Annotated in this window: 18 protein-coding genes and 2 tRNA genes; 10 read left to right on the top strand and 10 right to left on the bottom strand. The window is 36.0% G+C overall.

Annotation, left to right across the window (positions count from 1 at the left end; translation table 11 throughout):
• Together HMPREF1321_RS11220 and HMPREF1321_RS01565 are read left to right on the top strand one after the other, a co-directional pair.
• Positions 1-582, top strand: a 582-nt coding sequence (locus HMPREF1321_RS11220; protein ID WP_009421071.1) for an SPASM domain-containing protein, incomplete at its 5' end; no start/stop codon positions are given.
• A gap of 40 nt (positions 583-622) precedes the next feature.
• The gene (locus HMPREF1321_RS01565; RefSeq protein WP_009421062.1) at positions 623-2,947 is read left to right on the top strand and encodes an outer membrane beta-barrel family protein; all 2,325 of its coding nucleotides are present in this window, start codon (positions 623-625) and stop codon (positions 2,945-2,947) included.
• Positions 2,948-3,119: 172 nt separating this feature from the next.
• On the opposite strand, the gene HMPREF1321_RS01570 is transcribed toward HMPREF1321_RS01565, so the two are convergent.
• Together HMPREF1321_RS01570 and HMPREF1321_RS01575 are read right to left on the bottom strand one after the other, a co-directional pair.
• Complete coding sequence (locus HMPREF1321_RS01570) at positions 3,120-3,797, bottom strand: hypothetical protein (RefSeq protein ID WP_034575460.1); 678 nt, start codon at positions 3,795-3,797, stop codon at positions 3,120-3,122.
• Positions 3,787-4,353, bottom strand: coding sequence for a hypothetical protein (locus tag HMPREF1321_RS01575; RefSeq protein ID WP_009421065.1), 567 nt, complete (start codon positions 4,351-4,353; stop codon positions 3,787-3,789). The genes HMPREF1321_RS01570 and HMPREF1321_RS01575 overlap by 11 nt, the downstream gene beginning before the upstream one ends.
• Positions 4,354-4,842: 489 nt before the next feature.
• On the opposite strand from HMPREF1321_RS01575, the gene HMPREF1321_RS12090 reads away from it, so the two are divergent.
• Together HMPREF1321_RS12090 and HMPREF1321_RS12095 are read left to right on the top strand one after the other, a co-directional pair.
• A complete protein-coding gene (locus HMPREF1321_RS12090; RefSeq protein WP_157461761.1) occupies positions 4,843-5,151 on the top strand; it encodes an IS30 family transposase in 309 nt (102 codons plus the stop codon).
• Positions 5,152-5,613: 462 nt separating this feature from the next.
• The gene (locus HMPREF1321_RS12095) at positions 5,614-5,844 is read left to right on the top strand and encodes a ParA family protein (protein WP_009421078.1); all 231 of its coding nucleotides are present in this window, start codon (positions 5,614-5,616) and stop codon (positions 5,842-5,844) included.
• Positions 5,845-6,621: 777 nt separating this feature from the next.
• Here HMPREF1321_RS12095 and HMPREF1321_RS01600 read toward each other — a convergent pair.
• The 5 genes from HMPREF1321_RS01600 to argS all read right to left on the bottom strand — a co-directional run bounded on the left by HMPREF1321_RS01600 (position 6,622) and on the right by argS (position 9,459).
• The gene (locus HMPREF1321_RS01600) at positions 6,622-6,924 is read right to left on the bottom strand and encodes a type II toxin-antitoxin system RelE/ParE family toxin (RefSeq protein ID WP_009421068.1); all 303 of its coding nucleotides are present in this window, start codon (positions 6,922-6,924) and stop codon (positions 6,622-6,624) included.
• Complete coding sequence (locus HMPREF1321_RS01605) at positions 6,908-7,150, bottom strand: hypothetical protein (protein ID WP_009421070.1); 243 nt, start codon at positions 7,148-7,150, stop codon at positions 6,908-6,910. Before HMPREF1321_RS01605 ends, HMPREF1321_RS01600 begins: the two co-directional genes overlap by 17 nt.
• Before the next feature lie 204 nt (positions 7,151-7,354).
• Positions 7,355-7,440: transfer RNA gene (locus HMPREF1321_RS01610), tRNA-Leu, on the bottom strand.
• Between the two features lie 24 nt (positions 7,441-7,464).
• Positions 7,465-7,537 (bottom strand) — tRNA-Gly (locus HMPREF1321_RS01615).
• 128 nt (positions 7,538-7,665) lie between these two features.
• Positions 7,666-9,459 (bottom strand): arginine--tRNA ligase, encoded by a 1,794-nt coding sequence (gene argS, locus HMPREF1321_RS01620; protein WP_034575466.1) that lies wholly within the window; start codon positions 9,457-9,459, stop codon positions 7,666-7,668.
• 568 nt (positions 9,460-10,027) lie between these two features.
• Between argS and gcvH the strand changes: the two genes are divergently transcribed.
• The 3 genes from gcvH to HMPREF1321_RS01635 are packed head-to-tail and all read left to right on the top strand — an operon-like array spanning position 10,028 to position 11,522.
• Positions 10,028-10,408 (top strand): glycine cleavage system protein GcvH, encoded by a 381-nt coding sequence (gcvH, locus tag HMPREF1321_RS01625; RefSeq protein WP_034575467.1) that lies wholly within the window; start codon positions 10,028-10,030, stop codon positions 10,406-10,408.
• Complete coding sequence (locus tag HMPREF1321_RS01630; RefSeq protein WP_009421075.1) at positions 10,401-10,748, top strand: VanZ family protein; 348 nt, start codon at positions 10,401-10,403, stop codon at positions 10,746-10,748. Before gcvH ends, HMPREF1321_RS01630 begins: the two co-directional genes overlap by 8 nt.
• Positions 10,749-10,784: 36 nt before the next feature.
• Positions 10,785-11,522 carry an energy transducer TonB gene (locus tag HMPREF1321_RS01635; protein WP_009421079.1) on the top strand — a complete coding sequence of 246 codons (738 nt, stop codon included), beginning with the start codon at positions 10,785-10,787 and terminating at the stop codon, positions 11,520-11,522.
• Between the two features lie 404 nt (positions 11,523-11,926).
• Here the strand turns inward: HMPREF1321_RS01635 and HMPREF1321_RS01640 are convergent, their stop codons facing one another.
• The 3 genes from HMPREF1321_RS01640 to HMPREF1321_RS01650 all read right to left on the bottom strand — a co-directional run bounded on the left by HMPREF1321_RS01640 (position 11,927) and on the right by HMPREF1321_RS01650 (position 16,295).
• Positions 11,927-13,414 carry a GH3 auxin-responsive promoter family protein gene (locus HMPREF1321_RS01640; protein WP_009421077.1) on the bottom strand — a complete coding sequence of 496 codons (1,488 nt, stop codon included), beginning with the start codon at positions 13,412-13,414 and terminating at the stop codon, positions 11,927-11,929.
• 162 nt (positions 13,415-13,576) lie between these two features.
• A complete protein-coding gene (gene dnaB, locus HMPREF1321_RS01645; RefSeq protein WP_034575468.1) occupies positions 13,577-15,154 on the bottom strand; it encodes a replicative DNA helicase in 1,578 nt (525 codons plus the stop codon).
• 184 nt (positions 15,155-15,338) lie between these two features.
• Positions 15,339-16,295 (bottom strand): acetyl-CoA carboxylase carboxyltransferase subunit alpha, encoded by a 957-nt coding sequence (locus tag HMPREF1321_RS01650; RefSeq protein WP_002673067.1) that lies wholly within the window; start codon positions 16,293-16,295, stop codon positions 15,339-15,341.
• Between the two features lie 1,022 nt (positions 16,296-17,317).
• Between HMPREF1321_RS01650 and aspA the strand changes: the two genes are divergently transcribed.
• The 3 genes from aspA to HMPREF1321_RS01670 all read left to right on the top strand — a co-directional run bounded on the left by aspA (position 17,318) and on the right by HMPREF1321_RS01670 (position 23,476).
• A complete protein-coding gene (aspA, locus tag HMPREF1321_RS01660; RefSeq protein ID WP_009410654.1) occupies positions 17,318-18,709 on the top strand; it encodes an aspartate ammonia-lyase in 1,392 nt (463 codons plus the stop codon).
• A gap of 100 nt (positions 18,710-18,809) precedes the next feature.
• Positions 18,810-19,490, top strand: coding sequence for a DUF4328 domain-containing protein (locus tag HMPREF1321_RS01665; RefSeq protein ID WP_009418122.1), 681 nt, complete (start codon positions 18,810-18,812; stop codon positions 19,488-19,490).
• Entirely contained in the window at positions 19,487-23,476 is a 3,990-nt protein-coding gene (locus HMPREF1321_RS01670; RefSeq protein WP_009421066.1) for a glycoside hydrolase family 2 TIM barrel-domain containing protein, read from the top strand. The genes HMPREF1321_RS01665 and HMPREF1321_RS01670 overlap by 4 nt, the downstream gene beginning before the upstream one ends.
• The last annotated feature ends 393 nt before the right edge of the window (positions 23,477-23,869 follow it).

Here is a 23,869-nt window from a genome sequence, read left to right on the forward strand (position 1 = left end):
AATGAATTTTCAAATATAAAAAAATTTACTTTAAATCCTGCGGAAAGGTCTTTAGGATGTAGCGGAAAGGTTTTTGATAGCTTTAAAAGTAAATCATATGAATTAGAACAACTAAGAAATTATATAAATTCTATTCGAAATGAATATAATTTTACAATATCATTTATAGATTATACTGATAAATCAGAATTTGTAGCAGATATAGAAACAAAATCAAAAAACTATCAAGAAAGGGCAATGTGCACTGCTAATATGTCACAAATATGTATTTTAAGTGATGGACAAGTTACTATATGTGAGGAACTTTATTGGAATAAAAAGTTTTTGATTGGTAATGTTTTAGAAAATTCAATAGAAGAAATTTGGACTTCAGAGAAAGCTATACAATTATCTAAACAAAACTCTTGTAATTTTTCAGATAACTCTAATTGTAAATACTGTCCTATTTTTGATGATTGCAGAAATATATTAGGTGTTTGTTGGAGTGACGTTATAGCTGCTTATGGAGATGAAAATTGGGACTATCCTTCTCCCTATTGTCCCTATGCTCCTACTCCTATATATTCTATGCATCATGATTAATTTTTTAGAACTTCTATTTTAAAATATATTAATTTTTGCTATGAAAATTTTTTTTTATTTTATTTTTTTTATTCCTTTATTTTGTTTTGGACAATATAATATTAATGGAAGATTAGTTTCTAATAATAATCCTATTGCAAACTGCCCTTTAAGACTAATACAATCGGATAAAGTTATAAACTATACTCTTTCTAAAGAAGATGGTAGTTTTGAATTTCAAAATGTTTTAGAGGGTACATATACTATTGAAATAAATTCTTTTTTTTATGAGTTTTTTTCAAAACAAATATTTCTTAACTCAAATATCACATTAGATGTTATCTCAATTTCTGAAAAACTACAAAACCTTAATGAGGTAGTTGTTTCTAAACAAAAAAATCCTTTTGTTTACACTAATTCTGGAACATTAATAGATGTTTCAGGCTCTCTTTTGAAAAATAGGAAAAATATTTCATCTATATTGAATTATGTTCCAAATATATCTACAATAAATGGTTTAAAAATTTTAGGAAGTGATAATATACTAATTGTTTTAGACGAAAAAGAAGTAAAAATAAGTAAAGATAAAATCATATCTTTCTTGAATAGTATTCCAATTAAAAGTATCGAAAATATTGAAGTTATAGACCGTGTTGACTCTAGTGTTGACTCATCAAAATCTGGTATTATAAAAATAAACACTATCCGAAAAGAAGGTCAGTCTGGTTCTTTGGAACAACAAATTTACTATAATAATAATTGGGGTTATTCTAATGATATGGGGTTATTCTATAGTAATGAAAAATATAGAGTTTTCAGTACTTTTTCCCATTCTCGTGGAAAATTATCTTATGAAGAGGTTAATAATTTAAATCTAGAAAATCAATCTCTTTTATATAATGGTGTTACTGAAGCTTATTTAAATAGAAAAAATGATAATCTACTTTTGGGTATAGATTATTATATAACAAAAAAATCAAATCTAAGTTTCCTATATATTTTTGATTATGATATTGATGATAATCATAATAGAAATACTCATACCAATATTTCAAAAAAAAGTATATTTGATTATTCACTTAATACTAAAAGATTATTTAACCAAACAAGTAAAGACCACTCCATATCATTAGCTTTTAATAATACAATAGACACCATTGGGTCTTCTATAAAAATTTCTTTAGATTTTATGAATAAAAAATATGTAAATCCTGAATCATTAGAAGAAATTCATTATAAAATTCCTATTATCAAAGAATCTAACATACAAAACTCTAAATCTAATAGTTTTGTCTATGTATTCAATACTATTTGGAATAAAAAATTTAGCAATAACCATATTTTTTATTTAGGGACTAGATTTTCATTCGTAGACAATAAAGACTTTTTTGATTACTTCGATATTTTAAATAATCAACAAATTAAAAATTATAATTTTTCAAATGATTTCTTTTTAAAAGAATACATTTTTTCTTTTTTTACAAGATACCTTTTCCCTATAGGAGAAAAATCAACTATTTCATTAGGGACTCGCTCAGAATATAATTATAATGCCTTTAATAATAGATTAGAACACGATAACAATGATAATTCGGAATGGCTTTTTAATATACAATATAATACAAAGCTATGGAACAATAATTTATATATTTCTGCTATAAATCGTTTAAATAGAGTGAATTATAATTTATTTAATCCTACTTATGTTAGGAGTTCTTATACTTCAGCTTATGTAGGTAATAAAGATTTAAAACCTTCCAATATTTATCAGATACAAGTTGGATATACTGGAAAAATAAACTTTAATTTTACATATCGATATACAAAAAATAATATTTTAACAATTCCAAATGATATAAATGGCATTTTAACTACTAAACCTGAAAATATAGGCCATAGAAATGATTTTTATATCTTTACTTCTATTAATCATAAAATGTATGACTGGTGGGAAATGAATTTAAAACTTATGGGAGGAAATCTAAATTTTAGTATTCCCAATAAAAAATTTAATTCTTTATATGGAGAAGTTTACTTAATTCATAGATTTTATTTGCCTCACGATATAGAATTTGGTTTAGAATACTATTATGTATCTAATCATAAAAATTTATATACTAAAATTTATTATAATAATTATATTAATCTTGATTTATATATTCCTATTTCAAAGTCATTTAAATTAGGTATTTCATTTGATGATATTTTTAATTCTTCTAGAACAAAGTCTGAATATTATTTTAATAATATTTATGATTACAATTTTAATAAAGATGACTCAAGAGAAATTAGTTTTTCAATCACTTATGAGTTTTCAAAAGGTAAAAAAGTAGATGAAAATATCAGAAAAAATGGAGTCCAAGAGGAAAAAAATAGAATGAGATGATGATTTTTTCGTAAATTTACTTTGAAAATAGGTGATATATAAATTCAAAAATGTTTTTTACACCTCAATATAGATGTTGTTGTATTAATTTTAATAGGTGTAGGTTTATTTTCAATTTCATTTTCTATTTCCTTCAAAGCTTTTTTTATTCTCCTTTTATTATTATTTATTTTTACCATATTTTTTTTATTATCTCTATTATAAAATTAAATCTTCTCAAGTCATCCATGGTATCTATATCAATAAAAGGTGCTTCATTAATTACACATCGAAAATTTCCCTCCCAAAAATAATAATTTGAATCATTTCTTTGAACAATTCTACTCAAAAAATGTTTATTTATCAAATATAGACTACCTTCAACCATATGAATTTGTTTACAATATTTACCCATTCTTCTTTTAGAATATAAAAAAGAAAAGTTTTTATTTGAATCTACAAAAAAATTACTTCTATCTGTAACAATGTTTGAAGAAACTATAAAATCTATACCAATATATTTTTCTCTTTCTTTTTCAAAAAGATTGCATAATTCCAATGTTCTAAAAGGATGTGTAACAGGCATTAAAAAGAAATATTCTTCATTTATTTTTACATTTTTCACAAAATTATCGCACGAAATCAACTCATCCTGATCTTCTTTACAGACTTCAAAATAAGTTTTTATACCTAATGATTCTGCATATTCTCCCAATTTAATATTATCTGTTATTACTACTGCATTTTCTAACCTATTTATCTTCTTTAAATAAGTTACAGTATATGGCAATAATATTTTATTTTTGTTTGGGCATCTTATACTATTTCCTTTTATTGGTATTAGAATAGGATATTTATTTTTATTCATCATAGAGTCTTTTTATTTTTCCACACTTTAATAATTTTGTTAGATAAATTTGTTCAAAAACTCCCCCTCCTTTATGATAACTCCAATTAGGATGATTATCTATAAGAAAAGCTCTTTGCTCCACATCTAAGCATGTAATTGTTACTTCATATTCATCTTTCCATTTTTCTTCATTTAATAAATAAGCTAATAATCTAACAGCACTTGTTGGTCTATTAAAACCAATATCTTTAAGAGTATATTCTTGATTAATTATTTCTATATTTAAATACTGTTTTTTGGTTAGATACTCACTCCATTCTTCAAACTTTTCATACCAATCCTTATGCATAAGAATATTTTTCATCTGCTTAATTTCTCTTTTATATTCTCCTCCTTTATAGAATTCTTTAAAAACAGTATTTGCTTCTAAAAATAATCCATCTAATCTATTCTTTGCTGTTTTTCCTAGATAATTCATTCTATTTACTCTCATTACATAGTCAAATGAATCTATTTCTACTGATATATTTTCTCGCAAAGGGCGCTTATTTCCAACTAATATTAATTCTTTCTTCATTTTTCTGCTATTTAAATCTGTATACTTTGCAAAAGTAAATATATTTTTTGTATATACAAATATATTTATTTAGTAATTTGAGTACGCCCATTCCACCATCAAGGGTTTCTAATGAGTTAAAAAAAATACTTCCAAGAGAGGAGGGTATTTTCCTAAGCAAGCTCAAGAAACTGCTGGTGAACGTAAAAAATGTTTTACCAATAAGCAAAAATTTACTGATGAGAAGAAAGCTCTTGTTATTAATCTTATCACTGAAAATCAATGGTCTCCTGAACAAATTGCAGGTTATTGCAAAGATAAAGCAATACCAATGATAGGCAAAACAAGAATCTATGAATTTATCCACGAAGACCTAAAAAACGGAGGTGATTTATATATTCATACTCGTCATCAACTTAAGCATAGAAATAGGAAATTATATAGTTCTAAAGAAAAAAATAGCTGATAAAAGATCTATAGGCTAAAGCATTAGCTGATGAGCTTATAGATATGATGTTACCTTACAAACGCTCTATCAAAACAATTACTTGTGATAACGGCATTGAGTTTTCTAATTTTAATAGGATTGAAAAGAAATTAGACTTACAGTTTTTCTTTGCCCATCCTTATAGTTCTTGGGAACGAGGACTTCGTGAACACACCAATGGTCTTGTAAGACAATATATACCCAAAAACAGTGATTTTAAATATATTACAAAAGAGGAAATTAAAAAATATCAACATAAAATTAATGACAGACCAAGAAAAGTATTAAACTTTAAAAAACCAAAAGATTTATTCTACCAAAAAGTAACTTAAAAAATTGCACTTGATGGTGGAATTGGTACTTTAGATGCCGATAATCAGTGCAACTTAATAGGAGGTGTTGGTTTTAAAAATGTAACCTACTCCATCAAAGGCTTTTTGAACAACAAAGGGAAAATGTACGTCTTTCCAGTATAAGTGAAAACTTCCATCTCTCAGCAGGTTCTCCTAATTTTTATGCCGATAAATATAACCAACAAGAACTACAAAGAGCATTAGAAAACTCCCACTTTGATGAGCTATATGACTTTATATTAATCGATTACCCTCATACAGGTATCAATCCTCACTTCGTTACTTCGGCTGAATTGGCTATCTGTGCTGTATGTAGATTATGTAATCATTCCCATACAAGCCGATTTGTACTCTATCAAAAATGTATTCCCTTTTTCAAAAAAATGTTAGAATTGAAAAAGTATAACAATCATCTTAAACTACTTGATATATATTTCTCTAATGCTATCGACAACACCAATATTTTTTAACGATTGCTTCTCTAAACTAAAAGAAGAAAAAACTAACTACGTATTTACAACCCATATTTGCAAAGATGTAAAAGTGGTAGAAGCTGCTCTGGAAGGTATGACCATTTTTGAGTATAATGATAAATGTAGAGCTACTGAAGATTTTAAAAATTTAGAAACTGAAATCTTAACAAAAATAGAAAATGGCAAAAATAAAAAATAGAACGAGTAAGTGAGTTCATCCCCTAGAATTTTGATATCATTGCATCAAAACTTAACGAAGATTTTTCTCAAAAAAAAACAAAAAACAAAACATACGCATCGACCTTACCAAAGAAAAAAGTGAAAAGTTTAAATACCTGCTCAATATGTTCATCATCAAAACAGGAAATGTACACTATATGCAAAGAAAAGATATTTTGCATATAATATTTCTCGAAATGATTGATGATTTTATCAAACTAATAGCTTCTTCTCAGCAAAAGATACTGCCTTCAGAAATTTTATAAAACGTGCAGCCCGTAGATAGGGCGCAAGAACTATACCCTCAAAAGATCTTTCTTTTATCATTTTTGGAGAATATGATGATACCCTACTACTGTATGACAATGTTTGTTATTCATTAGCAAAAAGAAAGAAAATATGTAACGTATGAGTCAATACTCCATCTGCCTTTTCTTTATCGATATCATTAATTTTATAAAAAATTCTCATTACCTATACAAAAATACTTTAACCTTTGCATAACGGTTCATATAATGATGAATATTATCCATTTAGTGGAATAATTCTAAAAGCTATAGAAGTCTATTATGGAAGTGTCAATGATTTTATAAATCAGAAAGATAAAAAGAAACATTTTTGGAATAAATTAGAGAAAATGAAAAAGGATAATCCAATACAAGAGGAGTGTACAATGAAATAATCAATGCTATATTTACTGATTTAAACTTATAATATAAAGGCTACCTAAACAAAAATTAGATAGCTTTTTATTCTTTTATTCAGGGTATTTGCTGGTATCTTGGTAGGTATTAAAAATACCTTTAATAATAATTTGTTTTTCAGTATCATTTACCTTATAAAACACAATATAAGGATACTTTTTCATAATAACACCTCTTAACTCTCCTCTGTACTTACGTTGGTAAGGATGATATTTTATGAAGTCTTTAATAGATGTATATTCTTTAAAAAAGTTCTTAGCAATTTTAGGAGGAGCAACACTTAAATAATAAGCAACTGCTTCTCTTAAATCATTTTTTGCTTCAGGTTCTACTTTTATTTTATAAGGTAATTCCATATTCAGAAGCTACTTCATTAATCATAACATCAAAATCATCACATTCCTCGAAAGGAGTATTACGAGCTTCTATTTTATCAAGAAAAGCTACTAATCTTGGCGTCATTTCAATAGGCTGAGGTATGTCCTCTTCTTGAATGATAGAGACATTTAAAGACTTTATAAAATCTTTTATTGAATTTAATTTATCTACATCAGAGGTAGCAAAGGTTACAGCTGTTTCCATACTCAAAATATTTTTAAAGGTTACATAAAAGCAAAAAATCACCACTTGAAAAAGTAATGATTTTTTAATTTTCTCACTTTATTTCTTGAAGAGAAACATCCTTCAGGAAATGTACTTTTTTCAAATTGTTGGGAAAATGTTGGAAAAAATCACACTTTCTAAAACCTAACAAATTAAATACTAAGCACTTAAAAAGTAAACTTGTACTCGGAGCGGGACTTGAACCCGCACAGGCATTACTGCCCACTGGATTTTAAGTCCAGCGTGTCTACCGATTCCACCATCCGAGCCTTCTATGATAAACATAAAAAAAGAGCGAAAAACGGGGTTCGAACCCGCGACCTCAACCTTGGCAAGGTTGCGCTCTACCAACTGAGCTATTTTCGCTTATTTCTTTTCCAATAAATTCGCAACTGGCTTTTCCTTTATTTGCGGTTGCAAAGGTACAACAATTATTCATTCCTGCAAATTTTTTGAATACTTTTTTTATAACTTTTTTATACTACTATTATAACCTACATTCTCTCAGGAACTTGTATACCCAGCATTTTAAACGACTCTGCTATAATTTCTCCTATTTTCTTGCTCAACATTACCCTAAAATCACGCTTGCTCTCCTCTTCCTCTCCCAAAATCGATACATTTTGGTAAAACGAATTAAAGTCTTTTACCAAATCATACACATAATTGGCAATAATAGCAGGACTATAACTATCAGCCGCATCTTGTACAACCGACGGAAATAGGGTGATGCTCTTTAACAAAGCCTTCTCTTTTTCGTGTAAACCATTAACTTTCTCTATCGCTGCTTCATTCCTACCTCCCATTTCAGCATACTTGCGCATAATCGACTGGATACGAGCGTAAGTGTATTGTATAAACGGACCTGTATTCCCTTGAAAATCGATAGACTCTTTAGGGTCAAACAAAATACGCTTCTTGGGGTCTACTTTTAATATATAGTACTTTAAGGCTCCCAAACCTATGGTGTGATACAAGGCTTCTTTCTGCGCTTCGGTATAACCGTCGAGTTTACCGAGTTCTTGTGAAATCTCTTTGGCGGTTTGCTCCATTTCAGCAATAAGGTCATCGGCATCTACTACGGTGCCCTCGCGACTTTTCATCTTGCCACTGGGCAAATCTACCATACCATAGCTCAGGTGATACAAGTGTGATGCCCAATCGTAACCCAACTTTTTCAGGATAAGAAAAAGCACTTTGAAGTGATAATCTTGCTCGTTACCTACCGTGTACACCATTCCTTTTACGTCAGGATAGTCCTTCACTCGCTGGGTAGCAGTCCCCATATCTTGCGTCATATAAACCGACGTACCATCAGCACGAAGCACCAACTTCTCATCTAACCCATCGGCGGTAAGGTCACACCAAACTGAACCATCTTCTTTCTTGAAGAACACACCTTGCTCCAAACCGCGTTCCACAATGTCTTTCCCTAATAAATAGGTATTGCTCTCGTAGTAATACGAATCAAAATCAACACCTAAATTCTTATAAGTAACGGCAAAACCATCGTATACCCAGCCATTCATCTGTTTCCAAAGTTTTATTACTTCGGGGTTGCCTGCTTCCCATTGGCGAAGCATCTCTTGGGCTGCTACAAATATAGGAGCTTGTTTTTCCGCTTCTTCTTTGGTCTTCCCTTGTTCTACTAATTGCTGTATTTCAGCTTTGTACGCCTTATCAAACGCCACATAGTAATTCCCTACTAATTTATCACCCTTCAACCCTGTATTTTCAGGAGTCTCACCATTGCCAAAACGTTGCCACGCCACCATCGATTTGCAAATGTGTATCCCCCTATCGTTGATGATTTGCGTTTTATACACCTTATGTCCAGCTGCTTTTAATATTTCAGCTACCGAATACCCTAAGAGATTGTTGCGGATATGCCCTAAGTGCAACGGTTTATTAGTATTAGGTGATGAGTATTCCACCAAAATAGCCTCTTTGCTATTAGGCGTTGCCAAACCAAACTGAGGATTATTCTTCACTTCTTTTAAAAAGTCGATGTAGTAACTATCAGCAATTACAAGATTTAAAAAACCTTTAATCACATTGAAGTCAGTTACCAAATCACCTGCTTTCTCTTTTAAGTAACCTCCTATTTGTTCTCCTATCTGCACAGGATTACCTTTGATATGACGCAATAGCGGAAACACCACAAGAGTAACATCGCCCACAAACTCTTTTTTAGTCTGTTGCAATTCAACGCTTTCTAAGCTCACACCATACAGTTCCTGTACAGCTTGTAATATATGTTGTTTAAGAGTATCGTTTAAGTTCAACATTTGCAAATTCTTTCTTTTGAGAGGGCAAAGGTACAAATAATTTAATATATAAAAACATTTTGCTTTCAGTTTTATTCCCAGCGCCCACCTTCTTACCCTCAGCTTTTCCTCACTTTATCCCCCTCCTCCTTTTAGTCATCTATCGCTATTGATCCACTATTGACCCACTATTGAGCCATTGTAGACCCATTGTAGACCCATTGTAGACCCACTGTAGACCCACTGTAGAGCCACTATTGACTCATTGTAGAGCCACTGTAGAGCCACTGTAGACCCACTGTAGACCCACTGTAGACCCACTGTAGACCCACTGTAGACCCACTGTAACCCCACTATAACCCCACTCATTGTCCGATTATCCTATAAGCTTTGTATAGTCCTCTCCCTATTTCACCATTAATCACTAACCATTAATCATTAATCACTCGTATAGCCCGCACCTAATCTACTAATTTACCGACCATTATCCCACAACTCAAATAAAATGTTAAAATTTTTCTAATAAAAATTTGGTAGTTACAAAAAAAGAGAGTACCTTTGGCTCGCTTTTTAAGACATTTATTGGGCAATGAACTTTCCATCTGATTTAAAATACACTAAAGAACACATATGGGTGCGCATCGAAGGTGATATAGCCACAGCAGGCATTACCGATTTTGCTCAACACCAATTAAGCGACATTGTGTATGTAGAAGTAGAAACCATAGGCGATACCCTTAATGAAGATGAAATATTTGGCAGTATCGAAGCCGTAAAAACAATATCCGATTTATTTATGCCCCTCACGGGCGAAGTAATCGCGTTTAATGAACCGCTAAACCAAAAACCTGAGAAAGTAAATACCGACCCATATGGCAAAGGGTGGATAATACAACTGAAAATAAGCGATATTACCCAGTTAGATAATCTACTCTCAGCCGAAGCGTATAAAACCCTAATAAATGCTTAAAAAACACAAATACACTTTGTTATGGGGTATATGGACGATAGCTATTATCACTCTAAGTCTTATCTCATCCAGCGAAATGCCCAAAGCACCTCGCATTCCCTATTTAGACAAAGTTGCTCATTTCAGCTTCTATTTCGGTTACACAGCACTGTTTATATTAGCATTTAGAAGTAAATTATGGGCAGTAATCACCGCCTTGTTTTTAGGCGCAACAATCGAAATACTACAAGGCTTACTCACCACTACTCGCTCTGCCGACTATATTGATATGCTCTTCAATACATTTGGCACAGTTGTTGCTCTACTGTTTATGAGAAAGTATGAAAAGCTTTTCAGATAAAAAGTATATTTAATAACCTTTTAAAAGAAAATCATTATGCAACCTAAAAAAAATCCGAAAGCCGATTTGGCAAAAAGTAGCGGATTGTTCTTTGCCATAGGATTCGCTCTTGTATCAGCCCTTACCTTATGGGGGTTCGAAACAAAAGTGTATGACAAAAGCGTTCAAGACAACCGTACGTCAGATGTGGATAAGGCTCTTGACGAAAATCAAGAGAACTACACAATGGAGACCCCTCCTGAAACTCCACCACCTCCACCACCTCCAGCTCCTACAGCGGTAGAAGAAGTAAAAGTAGTGGAAAACGATACTAAAATCGAAGAACAAGTAATCGGTACTACTGAAACTACTAAAAATGAGCAAATAGCTAAAGTAGAAGAAATTAAACAAACTGTAGTAGAAGAAGCTCCTGATGTAGATGTACCTTTTACTATTATCGAAGATAAACCTATGTTCGAAGCTTGTAAAAACGTTCCTAAAGATCAACAAATGAAATGTTTTCAAGAAAACTTGAACAAACACGTAGTAAAGAACTTTAGTTATCCACAAGCAGCTGCCGAAATGGGTATTCAAGGAAAAGTTTTTGTAAACTTTCGTATCAATACCGATGGTACTATTACCGTTTTAGGAGTACGTGGCCCCGATAAAGTTTTGGAAGAAGATGCTAAGAAACTTATTATGAAACTTCCTAGACTTATCCCTGGTAAACAACGCGGTAAACCTACACCGGTTACTTTTGCTTACCCTATCAACTACAAATTACAAAATAACTAAAAAACAAAAGCCAATAGTAAAGTACTATTGGCTTTTTTATTTAACGTCAGTTCGATATATACAATACTGATTGATTTACAGCTGTGTCTACATTGTAATCTGTGAAATCTAATAGCGAAGCTAGTTATCTGTTGGTTTTTGTTCCATAATATTAAAATCTATTTGTGTCTAAATCTGTGTAATCTGTGCGAGACTTTCAGGCAACTTGTTGCCTATTTGTTTGATTTGTATAGATTTGTAAGATTTCTGTAGCGTAAGCTACACTTTTCTTACGTCGAACTCACATTATTAATAATTCTACATTATTGTTAAGCAAAAATGATTTGCATTTGTTTGTAGAGTCAAAGTCCTCAAAACTGAATGTGTAAGGCAATTCGCGATTCTTAAGGTAATCTGTCTTAATCTTAACTTTTAACTAATCGTTCCACAAGGCTTCTATCATTCGCCAATCGCTGTATTTTATTCTGTCCGCCGAGCTTTCCTTGCGACTTCATATAAGAAGCAAAACCGCCTTCGGGAACTTCGGTAATTTTGAGCGGTTGGAGTACTTTACCTTGTATAAGGTCGTAGTAATACATATTCTGTTTTTGTAGTGCCTCATCTATCACTTGGGCAAAGCGTTTCATATCGGTAGGTTTTTGCTCAAATTCTACAAACCATTCGTGATAAGGCAATTCACCCCCTACCGGATTCACCTGAGGAGCGACCGTAAATTCTGTGATACGCGCTCCCGTAGCCTCTAACCCCTCGCGCATTGCCTCTTCCACTTCTTTGCCAATCACGTGTTCGCCAAAAGCCGAAATAAAATGCTTGATGCGCCCCGTAACTACTATACGGTAAGGCGCAAGCGAAGTAAACTGCACCGTGTCGCCTATATTGTAACCCCAAAGTCCGGCATTGGTAGAAATAATGAGTGCATAGTTCACCCCCAGTTGTACATCCTGCAAAGCCACACGTTTAGGTGTTTCGCTGAAGAAAGTATCAGCTTCTACGAACTCGTAGAAAATACCCGAATTGAGCAGTAAGAGCATTCCTTTCTCTGTTTGACTATCTTGATAGGCAAAGAATCCCTCGCTGGCGGGATAGAGTTCTATGCTATCCACTTTGCGCCCGATGAGGTGCTCAAATTGTTGGCGATAAGGCTCGTAATTCACCCCTCCATAAATAAACAGATTGAAGTTAGGAAACAGTTTTCCTATTTTGATTCCTGAGCGCGTGTACAATCGCTCGAAGTACATCAGCACCCACGAAGGAATCCCACTAATCAAAGTCATATTTTTAGAGAAAGTTTCAGTAACAATGGCTTCTACTTTGGTTTCCCAATCTTCTATACAATTAGTTTTGTACGAAGGCATACGATTGCGCTGCAAATAAGCAGGTACATAGTGTGCCACTATACCCGAAAGTCGTCCTGTTTTAATGCCGTGTTTTTCGCCTAAAATAGGACTCCCTTGCAAGAAAATCATCTTTCCTTCTACAAAATCGGCTTTTTTAGTCTCGTGTATATAACATAAAATCGCATCACGTGCTGCCTGAATATGGAAGGGCATCGAGGCTTTGGTAATAGGGATATACTTCGCCCCGCTGGTAGTACCCGAAGTTTTGGCAAAATAGAGCGGTTTGCCTTTCCATAGCACATCTTTTTCGCCCCCCACTACCCTATCGATATAAGGACGCAAAGCTTCATAATCTCGTATAGGCACGCGAGCCACAAAATCTTCATACGTTTGGATTTCCTCAAAATGATGGTCACGCCCAAAAGCCGTATTTTTAGCTTGTGCTATAAGCGACTGGAATACTTTTTGTTGTGTGTCTATTGGAGCTTTAGCCCAGCGGTCTATCTTTTTTTTAACGATAGAGGCAAATATTTTGGATATATATGATTTAATCATAATGAAGTCTGTTTGACTCCGCAAAGATACTACTTTTTTTAATTTGCAATACGATAAGTATTAATTTTATAACAAAGCCATTCCTCTCTCGGCATCGTTTTACGCTATTGAGAAGAATGGCAAAAAAGGATTCTTGGATATTCACACTCTCCAAGAGTATTTTTAGTAAGGTATATCGTCTTCGGTTGAAGCTGTTGAAGGTGCGCCAAAAGCCTGCTCCGGATTCGCAGTAGGCACAGTTTCAAAAGCTACATTTTCATTCATCTTCGAAACAAATTCTTGTACCCCCATAGGCAAATAGCCTCCACTATCGTATTCCTCTAAATTTGCAAACCTTCCCAAATGTCCTTCAAACTTCAATCGGATACTATCCAAACCTCCATTACGGTGTTTAGCCACAATAAATTCAGCTTGTCCAGCGGTAGGTGTTCCTGATTCGTCGTCCCATTCTGTAATTTTATAGTATTCAGGACGGTAGATAAACGATACAATATCGGCGTCTTGCTCAATCGCTCCTGATTCACGTAAGTCGGATAACTGCGGACGCTTTTGCTGTCCAGGACGTGATTCCACATTACGCGAAAGCTGTGAAAGCGCTATTACGGGTATGTTCAGCTCCTTAGCGAGAGCTTTTAAGTTACGAGAAATTGTAGAAATCTCTTGCTCGCGGTTACCCACTCCTTTGCTACCTCCTGCCGTCATCAACTGTAAGTAATCAATGATAATTAGCTGAATGCCGTGCTGTGTAGAGAGTCGGCGCGCTTTAGCTCGCAGGTCAAAAATTGATATAGAAGGCGTATCATCTATAAAAAGTGGAGCCTTTTCAAGGTCTTTCACCTTAGTATTTAGCACATACCACTCGTGCTCTTCCAACTTCCCTGTACGCAATTTCTCTGACGACAGACCTGTTTCTGAGGAAATCAAACGCGTGATAAGCTGTACCGACGACATTTCCAACGAGAAAAACGCTACTGGTATCCCCTGCCCTACTGCTATATTTCTTGCCATAGAAAGCGTGAGGGCTGTTTTCCCCATACCTGGGCGTGCCGCTACGATAATAAGGTCGCTCGCTTGCCAACCTGAGGTGAGTTGGTCGAGCTTGGTAAAGCCCGAAGGTACTCCACTAAACCCATCAGTTTTATTAGAGAGGTCTTGTATTTTCTTGAGTGCTTTTATCACCAAATCTCCTGCTGCTTCACTGGAACGTTTTAGGTTACCTTGTGTTACTTCATAGAGTTTCTGCTCAGCACTGTCCAACGAATCAAACACATCACGAGTATCGTCATAAGCGTCTTCTATAATTTCCGAAGAAATTTCAATGAGCTTGCGCTTGATGAACTTCTGTAAAATAATACGCGCGTGAAATTCCACGTTAGCAGATGATGATACTCGTTGGGTGAGATTAATAAGGTAAAACTCTCCTCCCACCGCCTCCAAATTGCCATTTTTGCGAAGTTGTTCTGCCACCGTAAGCAGGTCGATAGCTTCCGATTCGTTGAAAAGTTCAAAGATAGCTTGATAGATAAGTTGATGTTGCTTTTTATAAAAAACTTCTGGGTTGAGTATGTCTATCACATCATCAACGCCTTTCTTGTCAATGAGCATAGCTCCCAAGATAGCTTCTTCAAGATTGAGGTCTTGTGGAGGAAGCTTCCCTCGCTCTAAACTCACTTGTGTTCGCGAGAATGGTTGTATTGCAGGAACAATTTCTGGTACTGATGTGTTTTCTGTTTCGTTCATACGGCAAAGATACGAAATAGTTTAATTTGGGGTAGATGATTTTACCCACAAACACTGTTAATAGTCTGTTGATAACTTCTGAAAAGTTTTCTTTACTCTTCTATTTAGCAACCGTTTACTATCTTCACTTTATAAAAAAAGCGCTTAAATAGCGCCTTTATAAGTTGTTGATATTATCATTTTCTTACTTCTCACTGAACACCCCCATCGCGAGGTACTTGTTCATTCGTTTTTCAACCAATTTATCGGTGGGAAGCTTCTTCAAATCCTTATAAGTGTCCAATATCACTTTACGAACAGTAGCAAACATCATTTCGCGATCGCGATGTGCCCCCCCGAGTGGTTCTTTAATAATCTCATCTATCAGTTTTAACTTCTTCATATCAGGGGCGGTGAGTTTTAGTGCTTCAGCAGCTTCTTTTTTGTACTCCCAGCTACGCCATAATATAGAGGAACAAGACTCTGGCGATATTACCGAATACCAAGTATTTTCAAGCATATACACTTTATCACCTACACCGATACCTAGCGCTCCTCCCGAAGCTCCTTCGCCTATGATAAACACTATTACAGGCACTTTCAAACGTGACATCTCCAAGATATTGCGAGCAATAGCTTCTCCTTGTCCGCGTTCTTCAGCTTCAATACCAGGGAAAGCTCCTGGCGTGTCTACAAAACTCACTATAGGAATGTTAAACTTTTCAGCTTGTTTCATCAATCGCAAGGCTTTGCGATACCCTTCGGGGTTTGCCATACCAAAATTGCGATATTGTCGCATCTTAGTATTTACTCCTTTTTGCTGACCAATGAACAAAAAACTCTGGTCATCTATCTTTCCAAAACCTCCTATCATCGCCTTATCGTCTTTCACTGTACGGTCGCCGTGAAGTTCCAAAAAAGTGTTTCCTGCAAGTGAGTTGATATAGTCAAGAGTATAAGGTCTCTCCAAGTGACGAGAGATTTGCACTCGTTGCCACGCCGTAAGATTACCATAAACTTCCTTCTTTACTTGGTTGAGTTTCTTTTCTATCTTCTTGCAAGCATCAGTCATATCCACATCACTTTCATTACCGATGACCTGACACTTTTCCATCTGTTCTTCAAGCTCTTTAATAGGTTGCTCAAAATCTAAATATTCCATAAACTAAGCGTTATTTGATTTTTTAGAATGCAAAGATATAAAATAATTTTGAATTACGAACTAATATTTTTTGTTTATAAGCCTAACTCCCTTTTTTTGTCCGGTAATTCTTCTAAGCAATTAAATGATTATCAACGTTTGTTCAATATAACTCCAACCCATTTGCTAATTTAATCTCCCGTCTCTTCTATCCCACCCATCTTACCTCGTCCCTCCCGTCTTCATTTGCTAATTTCCAAATCTGCTAATTCTCTAATTTCCCAATCCGCCTATCCACTTTCCGTCATAACCCTATTGTCTATGACCTAAGACCTCACACCTCCCCATTTTACTAATTTACTAATTTTCTAATTTGCTAATTCCCTAATTATCCCTTCTCCTTTCCGTCGTTACATTCCCCCTCTCCTTGGGAGAGGGCAGGGGAGAGGATTCCTTTTCTTTCGTCTCGAAACCCCGTTTTTAACATTTTTAGCACTGTTGTATTGTGTTATGAATCAACCTCTTATATACCCTTTCTATACCAATCGTCCAAGATTCGTATAAGCTTCCTATAAGCTCTCTATAAGCTAACCCCACCCTCCTTACAGCCTTTTTACACCAATTTTTCTCTCAACCCTCTTCCGATTTTCTTCATTTTCTTCCGATACCTCCTTAGTACCTCTGTTTCCTCTCCAACCCTTCTCGAAAACTCAGAGTTTTTCGGAGTTTTTTCGACAATTCTCAAATGTCTGACTCGTCCGGTCTGTCCTATAAGTTCGACCTGCCAAATAACTATTTTCATCTCTTCCTTTTACTAATTTGCTAATTTCTAAATTTACTAATCTACCAATTTTTGTTTAATTTCTAAGGCATAACCTCACCTCTTTAAATCGAAGTTACGTTGTCTTAAAAAATATTTTCCTTTTTTCTTTTCTATTAAAAAAAACTTCCGTACTTTTACCGAAATTTTTTAAACCGATACAATCTCATTATATAACGTAAGTATCATATATAAAATTACTAAAAATATAAAATTTAAAATTATGACAAAATTTAGAACAGAATCCGACCTTATCGGCGACTTGCAAGTGCCCGCCGATGCTTACTATGGCGTACAAACACAACGCGCCATCGAAAACTTCCGCATTACAGGAACTAAAATGGGTGATTACCCTGAGTTTGTAAAAGCTATTGGTTATGTAAAACTCGCCGCAGCTCAAACAAACCACGCTTTGGGATTACTCCCCGACGAACTACTCAAACCTATTTCTGAGGCTTGCAAAGAAGTAATCGAAGGGAAGTTTAACCATCAGTTCCTCGTAGATATGATTCAAGGAGGGGCTGGTACTTCGGTGAATATGAACGCTAATGAAGTAATAGCCAATCGCGCCTTAGAAATTATGGGGTATCCTCGCGGTGATTACCAACACTGCTCTCCTAACGACCACGTGAATCAATCACAGTCTACAAACGACGCTTACCCTACTACTGTAAAGTTAGCTGTTATCAAGATGAACGAAACGCTCATCAAGCGCCTATCATTGCTCATTGAGGCTTTTCGGAAGAAAGGTAAAGAGTTCGCCGATGTAATAAAAATGGGTCGTACCCAGTTGCAAGATGCCGTACCTATGACGCTTGGTCAAGAATTTGAAGCTTTTGCAGCCAACCTCGAAGAAGAAATCGCCCGCTTGCAAAGCAACGCCAAGCTCTTTTTGGAAATCAATATGGGAGGTACCGCCATTGGTACAGGACTCAACGCTCCTAAGGGATATGCGAAACTATGTGCCGAAAACTTAGCTAAACTCACAGGCGAAGCCTTCGTTACTGCTTCTAACTTGGTAGAAGCTACCCCTGATACCGGTTCATATGTAATTTATTCCTCTGCGTTAAAACGTATGGCTGTAAAACTCTCTAAGATTTGTAACGACTTGCGTTTGCTCTCTTCAGGACCTCGTGCAGGACTCAACGAAATCAACCTACCTAAAATGCAACCTGGTTCGTCTATTATGCCCGGCAAAGTAAACCCTGTTATCCCCGAAGTAGTGAACCAAGTATGCTTCAAAGTAATTGGTAATGACCTTACCGTTACCTTCGCCGCTGAGGCAGGTCAGTTGCAACTCAACGTAATGGAACCCGTACTCTGCCAGTGCATTATCGAGTCTATTGTATTCTTAGAACGCGCTATCGACACCTTGCGCACCAAGTGTATCGAAGGTATTACCGCCAATCGCGAAGTATGCCTCAATATGGTAAAACACAGTATCGGTATCGTTACAGCGCTCAACCCACATATAGGGTATAAGAACAGCACCAAGATAGCCAAAGAAGCCCTTGAAACAGGTAAGTCAGTGTACAATTTAGTATTAGAACACGGCTTGCTTTCTAAGGATAAGCTCGATGAGATTTTAGACCCCAAAAATATGTTAGGCGTTTAATAATTTATAAATTTAGAGATTTCAATATTCAACAAGAAAAGGCGTAACCTTTTTTAATATCAACTTCCAGTTACGCCTTTTCTTATAAAAACCAACAAAAATGTTAAGAGATAATACTACCCGTGCTAAGAATGCCATAATAATGTTGTGGATATCCTTTGCTTTTTTATTCATATTTCTGATTTCAGATATTTTTGAACTATATGTTATTAGAGAGTTCCTTGTAGGTGAAATAGATGACGAATTGTTTGCAAGAGCTGAACTGAGTGATGTTTTCTCAGGTATAGTAGGTATTTTGTGGCTTGTGATATTCATTATAATGAGTATTCTTTTTTTGATGTGGTTCAGGCGCGCTTATTACAACTTGCACCAACTGAAAAATAACCTCTCATATACCGATGGTTGGGCAGTAGGGAGTTGGTTCATTCCTTTTGCTAACTGGGTACTCCCATATCGCATAATGAAAGAAATATACGATAGTACTCGCAATCTTTTCATACAAAGGGGAGACATACAACCCAAACTACCTACTAATTTTGTAACCATTTGGTGGACGTTTTCAATTATTTCTTCTGTAGTAAATTACTTTGTTTTTAGAGCCTCTATGCTTGATGACCCTACTATCGAGATGTCATATACAACCTCAATTATAAATGTGATTGGTACCCTTTTGTTAATCATTTCCCTTTTTTTATGCATCAAAGTCGTAAAAGATTACGCCAAGGTAGAACCCTTATTATCCAATCTTCAAAAAGACGAAACTAATACTAATAATTTATGAAACACTATTTTAGAACAGTAAGTACCCTACTAAGTTTACTACTCTCTCCTTATTTATTAGCCCAACACAAGCCTTTGGGTGGTTTTGCTTATGGCACTCTCTCAGCCCCTACGGGTAAAGAATGGGAATCAGTAGAAGAACTCTCGCTTAACAAAGAGTACCCTCGTGCTTATTTCTTCTCGTTTAAAGACGAAAAGACGGCTACCCAAGTATTGCCTGAACATTCTCCCTATTGGAAATCTCTCAATGGGCAATGGCAATTCCATTGGTGCAAAACCCCCGAAGAGCGCCCCAAAGACTTCTATAAACCCGATTTCGACGCTTCTGCTTGGGAGTTGATTCCTGTGCCTTCTAACTGGAATATCTACGGTATACAGAAAAACGGTACACTCAAATATGGAGTGCCTATCTATGTAAACCAACCTGTGATTTTCTATCACGAGCGCAAGGTAGACGATTGGCGTAAAGGAGTAATGCGCACCCCTCCTAAAACGTGGACAACCTATGAGTACCGCAATGAGGTAGGTTCTTATATTCGCGATTTTGAAGTACCTACCGATTGGGACGGTCGTGAAATCTTCATCGATTTCGATGGAGTAGACTCTTTCTTCTACCTTTGGATTAATGGGCAATACGTAGGCTTTTCTAAAAACTCACGCAATGTGGCTTCTTTTGATATTACCAAATATCTACACAAAGGCAAGAACAAAGTAGCTGTAGAAGTATACCGCAATTCCGATGGTTCTTTTCTCGAATCACAAGATATGTTCCGCCTACCTGGGATATTTAGGACAGTAGCCTTGCGCAGTACTCCTAAGGTGCAAATCTTTAACCTCAACATTCTTACAGATACCCAAAACCTCACCGATTGGCAGTTAAAAGTGAATGCCGAAGTGCGCAACCTCAGCTCAAAAGCAGTCAAAGATTATCAAGTGCGCTATAACGTATACGAAGTCTCATTATATAAAGACGACGTTACCTCCTCTGCTACCAAAGGAAGTATTCCCCTAAAAACAGTAGCCCCTAACGCTATCGATAAGGTGAGCGGTACAATAACCGTAAAGAATCCTAAACTATGGTCGGCTGAGGAGCCTCATCGTTATGTGCTCGTAGCTCAACTTTTGGATAAAAAAGGAAAGGTGGTAGAAACAGTATCGTCTTACTTTGGTTTTAGAAAAGTAGAAATCAAAGATACTAAGGCTGAAGACGATGCTTTTGGAAAGGCAGGAAGGTATTATTATCTCAATGGTAAGACTATCAAATTTAAAGGCGTAAACCGTCACGAAAGTCACCCCGCACAAGGGCACGTGCTCACACATCAACAAATGGAAGAAGAGGTGATGATGATGAAGCGAGCTAATATCAACCACGTGCGCAACTCTCACTATCCACCCGACCCTTATTGGTTTTACCTCTGCGATAAGTATGGTATTTATTTAGAAAACGAAGCTAATATAGAGTCTCACGAGTATTACTACGGCAAAGAATCACTTTCTCACCCTAAAGAATGGGAAAAGGCACATACAGCCCGCGTAACCGAAATGGTAGAGGCTACCTATAATTCACCTGCCATTGTGATATGGTCACTTGGTAATGAAGCAGGCCCTGGTCAGAACTTTGTAACGGCTTATAATCACCTCAAAACACTCGATACTTCTCGCCCTGTACAATACGAGCGCAATAACGACATCGTAGATATGGGCTCTAATCAATATCCTTCCGTAGCGTGGGTACAGGGTGCTGCTACAGGTAAGTACGACATCAAATATCCGTTTCACATCTCGGAATACGCGCATTCTATGGGCAATGCCGTAGGGAATCTCGCCGACTATTGGGAGGCTATCGAAAGCTCCAACTTTCTATGCGGAGGTGCTATCTGGGATTGGGTAGACCAAGCGATGTACAACTATACCAAAGACGGCATTCGCTACCAAGCCTATGGAGGTGATTTTGGCGATTTCCCTAACGATGGTCAGTTTGTGATGAACGGTATTATCTTTGCCGATAGAACAGTAAAACCACAGTACTACGAAGTGCAGAAAGTGTATCAGAATATAGGCGTGAAAAAACTCAATAGTTTTACTTTTGAAATTTTCAATAAAGGCTATTTTACCGATCTTTCAAACTATGAGGGTATATGGAAACTCTATAAGAACGGTGTGCTTGTAGAAGAGCGTCCTTTTGAAGTGCCTTCTGTGATGCCACAGCAAAAATCAAGTGTGACCATTACCCCTGTAACCTTAGATAGCAATGAAGAATATTACAGTATTGTAGAATTCCGCCTTAAAGCAGATACCCCTTGGGCTAAAAAAGGATTTGTGCAAGCTCGCGAACAATTCTTAATGCAACCTGCTACCCAAAAGCCTTCTCTTTCCTCTGTAGCCAAAGGAGAAAAACTCACTCTTAGCAAAGACAAAAAGACCATTACCGGAAAAGACTTTTCAGTAACTTTTGATTTCGATAAAGGTACGATAGGCACACTACGCTATGGTGAGCATACTATTATTGCCAACAGCGACCTAAGTCTCAACGCTTTCCGCGCCTTCACCAATAACGATAACTGGATATACGAACAATGGTTTGAAAAAGGATTGCATAACCTGCGTCATAAAGCCATTGCTTCCTCAGTGAAACCTAATAAAGAAGGTGGTTATACATTCTATTTCACGGTGGAATCACAAGCGCCTAATGCAGCTAAAATAACAGGTGGTGCCAGCTCAGGACGCAATAAGATAGAGGAACTTACCCACCAGAAATTTGGTGCAAACGACTTTAAGTTCACTACCAACCAAATTTTCACCGTCTATCCCGACGGCTCTATCGAACTACAAGCCAGCGTGGTGTCTAACGATGCCTCTTTGGTATTGCCACAGTTAGGCTATTTACTCAAACTGCCTAAAGAGTACGAGAATTTCACCTATTACGGTCGCGGTAAACAAGATAATTATCCCGACCGCAAATCAGGAGCTTTTGTAGGTCTCTACACCGGTAAGGTAGCCGATGAATTTGTGCCTTTCCCTAAACCACAAGATATGGGGCAACACCAAGAAACCCGCTGGGCAGCTCTTACCAACGCTCAGAGCGCCGGCGCAGTGTTTGTAGGCGCAGAGCCGCTATCGGTAGCAGCTTTGCCTTATAAAGCTATCGATATGACTTTGGCAGGACACCCCTACCAATTACCAGAATCTGACGGCGTGTACTTGCAACTGAACATAGGCAACACAGGTTTGGGCGGACATAGTTGCGGTCCTCGTCCGTTGTTGCGTGACCGTTTGTTAGCAACCCCTCATAATTTCGGTTTCGTCATTCGTCCAGCCAAAGAAGATTTGCAAACCATAACCAATGTAAGAGCAAGCGGTGAGCAACCTCTTTCTATTACTCGTAGTAAAGTAGGGAAAGTATCTATCAGTACAGCCAATACCCTTGCAACTATCTATTACAGTATCAATAATAGCAAAGCACAGAAATACACCCTTCCTTTCGATTTGCCTAACGGAGGTATTGTAAAAGCGTGGTTTGCAGGTAATGAAACTCAAAAGTACGCCCTTACTTTCGGTAAAGCTGAAAGCACGGCAATGGAAGTAATTTTCGCCAGCAGTGAAGAAGCAGGCGTAGGTGACGCCAAACATTTAGTAGATGGCGACCCCAATACCATTTGGCACTCCGCCTATTCAGTTACTGTAGCCAAACACCCACATTGGGTAGATTTTGATATGGGCAAGGTAGTTAATGTAAAAGGCTTTAGCTTTACCCAGCGCACTGATAACTGGAGCGGAAAGGTAAAAGATTACCAAATACAACTGAGCAACGACGGTAAGAACTGGGGCGACCCCGTGAAAGTAGGAGCTTTTAAAGATGTGAGTAGCGCCCAACAAGTGTTGCTCGACAAAGTTGTAAAAGCACGCTATGTGCGTTTCACCGCTCTAAGTGATTTCTATGGTGAAGATTTTGCCACAGGTGCCGAATTTATGGTGATATTAGAATAGAAATTTAATTTGTTGTCATTGTAAGTTAAATTAAATTTAATTGAGGGGAGGCTGGCTCTTAAAGAGCCAGCCTCTTCTGTTATTCGTTATTCACCATTCGTCAATCCTTCCTTTTTCTTTCGTCTCAAAACCTCTTTTTTAACATTTTTATCCTTGTTATATTATACTATTATTCAACCACTTATATACCCTTTCTATACCAATCTTCCAAGATTCGTATAAGCTTCCTATAAGCTCTCTATAAGCTAACCATACCCATCTAATAGCCTTTTTTCATCAAAAACCCTCCCTCCCTTCTTCCGAACTCCTCCGTTTCCTTTCGCTCTCTCTAACCTATCCGATTTGTCCGACAAGTCTCACCTATCAATAAACAATTTTTATCACTACTCATTT

The sequence above is a fragment of the Capnocytophaga sp. oral taxon 412 str. F0487 genome (assembly GCF_000271925.1).
Classification (GTDB): Bacteria; Bacteroidota; Bacteroidia; order Flavobacteriales; family Flavobacteriaceae; genus Capnocytophaga; species Capnocytophaga ochracea.